This is a genomic window from Streptomyces sp. NPDC056480 (assembly GCF_042795405.1).
In the GTDB taxonomy this organism is placed as follows: domain Bacteria; phylum Actinomycetota; class Actinomycetes; order Streptomycetales; family Streptomycetaceae; genus Streptomyces.
This window is the reverse complement of the sequence record NZ_JBHTSA010000234.1, coordinates 1-4,307: the sequence shown is the minus strand read 5'-3', so window position 1 is coordinate 4,307 and position 4,307 is coordinate 1. Positions and strand designations below refer to the sequence as shown.

Here is a 4,307-nt window from a genome sequence, read left to right as displayed (position 1 = left end):
CCGACAACGGCAACCCCACATCGTGACCGGCTACTTCCACGGCCGACACGTTCGCTACACGATCCAGCAGGAAACCCATCAGTTTCGGCTCAATAGATGGATGAAAGCATCAAGCCGAGAGGCCTATTCACGGGGTCTCTGTTCGGCAGTCCTTGATCATGAAAGGGGCCCTGCTCGGTAGCGTGACGGTTGCGAAGACGTCAGGAAGCTACTGGGGCAGGGCCGTTGAGCTGGAACGTTACGACAGGGCTGGAGACGGATCAACTGGACTGGCTGGTGACACGGGTTCACCGGGTACTTGCGGAGGATCCGGACCCGCCGGTGGCACCAGAGCGGATGTGCGCGCTGGGCCTTTACATGTCTGTCGTGCTCGTGCTGTTCCTGCTGCGGCAGAACCCGGTCCAGGAAGCGGCTGCGGAGCTGTTCGGGGTGTCCCGGGCCACGGTCTCCAGGCGGTGGACTGCACTGCTGTCTGTGGTGGAGAGGGGCCTGGCCGGGCATGTCCCGGACCCGGCCGAGGTGTCGGCCGGCCGGGTCGTCCTGATCGGCGGGACCTTGGTGACGACCTGGGACTGGGTGAGTGAGGGCACCCGGATGTTCTCGGGCAAGGACCGTGACACCGGCTTCAACCTGCAAGTCGCGGCCACTCCGGCCGGGGATCTGCTTGCGGTCTCGTCGCCTGTTCCAGGCTCCCGGCACGACATGCATGCCTGGCGTGAGTCCGGCTTCGCCGAGGTGTTCGGAGACCGGGACACCATGGGCGACCTGGGCTACCTCGGCTCCGGGATGCTCACAGCGAGACGCAAACCCCCAGGTCAGGAACGGCCCGCCGGAGACAAGGCCTACAACCAGAGCATCAGCGGGCTCCGTGCCGCCGTCGAGCGCGCGATCGCTCATCTGAAGGACTGGAAGATCCTCGCCACCCGCTACCACGGCCCCCTCGGCGCCTTCCCTCTTGTCGCCAAGACGATCACCGCCCTCAGCTTCACAAGAAGGACTGGTGAACCCCTGCGAATAGGCCTCCACATGTATCCGTTATGCCGAACATGACCAGATCATCAAACGCGACGTCAAAGATCAGTGAGCCGTTTTCATCCTGAATAGCTGCAGGTCAGCAGCGTGTGGACGGCCTGGACGATGGTGCCGATGCGGCGGGTGGAGCATCTGGCTCGGCGGAGGATTCGCCAGGACTTCAGCTGCGCGAAGGCGCGTTCGCCGGGTGCTCTGAGTCTGGCGTGGTCGCGGTTGAACTGCTGGTAGTGGGCGGGCTGTTCGCGGTGGTGGTAGTAAGGGGTTCGGACGGTGGCACCGGCGCCCTGGTAAGCGCGGTCCGCGAGGACGAGGATCTGCCGGGTGAGGCAGGCCTGGACGATGCCATGGGCGCGTGCCGCAGTCAGATCATGAGTGCGGCCAGGTGTTGCGCGGGAGAACCAGAGCGGTGTGCCGTCGGGCCGGGCGATGACCTGCACGTTCATACCGTGCTTGCGGTGTCTCATGGAGTAGTACGGCTCGTCGGCAGCGATACGATCGATGGGGATCAGGGTGCCGTCGACGATGACGAAGTCGCCCTCGCCCAGGCCGGTCAGGGCCTCGTGCAGGCCCGGCGCCCATGCCGTGAGGACGTCGAGGGTCTCGTCGACGTACCGCCAGGCCGTCGCTGTCGAGACACCGAAGCCGGCTGCCAGGGCGGGCAGCGTCTCGTTCTTGCGCAGGTGCACCAGCGCGAGCAGGGCCTGCTGGAAGCAGCCCAGCTTCCGCCACCGCGAACGGCGTTCACACCTTCGTGCGTAGATGAGCCAGGAAACGTGCTCAACCAGCTCATGCGGGACATCGACCGTGGCACGATACGGGACCAAGCGAGGCTCCTCGGACGATGCGTGGTGCGTAGAGAACACCACCGCAACGATCAGGAGCCTCGTCTCGTTGCGCACCCCCGTTGACCTGTCATTTCACCCCACAGAGACAGGATGAAAATGGCTCAGTAGAACTCAAGGGCTCAATGAGCAAATTTTACTCAATTCGCGATCCAAGAATGCCGAGAGAATCGAAATGATCACCCAGGGTCTCAAGTCGAGTCCCCTGAAGTCCGGATTGAAAGGTTCGAAATGGCCAACACCGATCAGCTTCAAATGTTACCTCTAGTCGGGGTGGGTGGAACGATGAATTGCTCACCGGACCGTACATGTTCTAATACCGATGGCACTTGCACAGCGTCCGGTTGTACGGATTACTCCTGTGGGCCCAATTCGCGATGCGGAGGCGGGCTGAGCGTAATGTGTGGCTGCACTGACCTGACCTACACCGGCACCTGAGCGGCTCTGCATAGTCACCCTCGCCAGCAAGCAGGACGAAGGCGGCCCCATCGGGTTCCGCAAGGCCGCTGGATGCAGGCAGACGATTCTCACGTCTATTCGACCCGAGCCGCCCCGAAGTTTCCGGACATCGGACCAGCTAGGATGTTGGTCCGATTGACGGAGAAGGTACGTGACACAGAGGCGCAAGAAGTTCAGCCCTGAATTCAAGGACGAGGCTGTACGCATGGTGATCGAGTATTCGAGGCCGATCGCCCAGGCGGCCCGGGAACTCGGGCTTATCGAGGGAACCCTGGGGAGATGGGTCAACGCGTACCGACGTTCCCACCCCGGCGAGGAGGCCCCGCTCACCATTTCGGAGCGGGCCCGCCTTCGTGAACTGGAGAAGGAAGTCCGGGAGCTTCGAATGAAGACCGAGTTCTTGGGAAAAGCGGCAGCCTTCTTCGCCCGGGAATATCGGTGAACGAGAAGTACGAGTTCATCGATGGCGAGAAGGGTAACTTCCCTGTCACGAAGATGTGCGACTGGACCGGGGTTTCAACGTCCGGCTTTCTACGACTTTGCTTCCCGAGAATCACCCGCCTGTCGCGCAAGAAGTCGAACCATCGAGCCACGGCAGGCAGACCAACCATCTGGGAAAACGTCAACAGCATGTCAGATGACGTGACCTGCTTCTCTGAAGGCTGCGCCGTTTGAGACCCGTAGAGTTGAGCATGAACATGCCCCGCCTCACCTTCATCTACCACCGGGATAAGCAATACGATCTTCGTGGGCACAGAAACAGGGCCGATGGTAGCCGTAACGAGGTCTTGCAGGATCGAGATATCCGATCGAACCTTCGCAAAGTCGGCCAGCTCTCCGTAGTCGATATTCGGCGAGAAGTCGCACTCGAACCCAGGACTCTGCCTACTACCCAAAATCTTCCACGTACTTGAGATGGAGAGGTTACAGTCACTTGCGGCTTGCTCCACTAGACTCGCAGGGGTAAGCGTCAGGACATAATTCGACATCTTGCCGGTATCCGGATCGACGTTCATTTCCCGGGAAACCGGCCTCATGGCTACCCACTCAAACAAGTTCGTGAGACTGAACGAAGCGCGCTCTACTTTCAATTCATCCGGTTCAAGCAGGCAGCGCCCGGCAAACATGAAGCTCGCACTATAGTAATCCCTTTAAAATCAGGCGACTCAAATCTCGTCGAATAACTCTGCGGTTAATAAGCATCAAAAGTCTCTTTCCGGCCACGCCGCGAATCGTAGATACGTCAACCTCGCCCCCTGTATCATCCCGGATGCCGGTATCAGAGAAGCTGCCAATCAGGGAAAGGCGAACTCCTTTTACGGCATCAAACGAGATGCGCCCGGCGGTCGCATCCTCATCCTGACCCGGCAGCCAAAAGAGTCCGTCACTTTCGAACGATTCCATGAATCACCCTCCCACTGGTAACCCTCATCGTAGGGGGCCCTCTCGGTCAATGAAGGAGCTTTAGGTCGACACCACAACGGCAGTGTGCATGATCTGACATACAGAGCAGCACACAGTGGGCTGCCCTCCGCCCTCGGACTCGCGGCCTGCCAAGACTGAGGCAAGTGGGGCGGAGAGACCGCGGCAGGCTTCCGGCATGAACGCATACGTCGAACTCAGCAGAGCAAGCGCCTCGCCTCCGTCGCGTCGACCCGACCTGTCCGCGCAGTCTGACCTGGACGCTGCGGCAGCATGACCGGCAGGGCATCGAGACGGAGCTCCGCAGCCATACCCCCGCTCCCTGTGTGGCTCCCCAGGAGAGCCACACAGGGAGCCACCGCACACGACATCCAGCGAACGCAGACGGACGCCCACGAACCAACAGGGCCCGGAGCCCAGCGCTTGGGTGCCCCGTGGCAGGCGCTCCCTCAGCCCACTCTTAGACGTCGTTTCTTATGGTGTGATCGTTCGTTGAGCCGTGCATGACGGATCTCATCGAGCGGTTGGTGCCAGACGAGTTATGGGTCTTGT

3 protein-coding genes and 2 pseudogenes are annotated in these 4,307 nt (G+C 60.9%); 2 read left to right on the top strand and 3 right to left on the bottom strand.

What is annotated here, in order from left to right:
- The first annotated feature begins 225 nt into the window (after nt 1-225).
- The gene (locus ACFQ79_RS40415) at nt 226-1,050 is read left to right on the top strand and encodes a transposase family protein (protein ID WP_383593309.1); all 825 of its coding nucleotides are present in this window, start codon (nt 226-228) and stop codon (nt 1,048-1,050) included.
- A gap of 41 nt (nt 1,051-1,091) precedes the next feature.
- Here ACFQ79_RS40415 and ACFQ79_RS40410 read toward each other — a convergent pair whose 3' ends face one another.
- A complete protein-coding gene (locus ACFQ79_RS40410) occupies nt 1,092-1,856 on the bottom strand; it encodes a transposase family protein (RefSeq protein WP_383593306.1) in 765 nt (254 codons plus the stop codon).
- A gap of 628 nt (nt 1,857-2,484) precedes the next feature.
- Here ACFQ79_RS40410 and ACFQ79_RS40405 point away from each other — a divergent pair.
- A pseudogene (locus ACFQ79_RS40405) lies at nt 2,485-2,864 on the top strand (transposase); the annotation flags it as partial.
- Nucleotides 2,865-3,004: 140 nt separating this feature from the next.
- On the opposite strand, the pseudogene ACFQ79_RS40400 reads toward ACFQ79_RS40405, so the two are convergent.
- Nucleotides 3,005-3,460, bottom strand: a pseudogene (locus tag ACFQ79_RS40400) (hypothetical protein); the annotation flags it as partial.
- Between the two features lie 10 nt (nt 3,461-3,470).
- Entirely contained in the window at nt 3,471-3,737 is a 267-nt protein-coding gene (locus ACFQ79_RS40395) for a hypothetical protein (RefSeq protein WP_383593303.1), read from the bottom strand.
- Nucleotides 3,738-4,307: the final 570 nt, after the last annotated feature.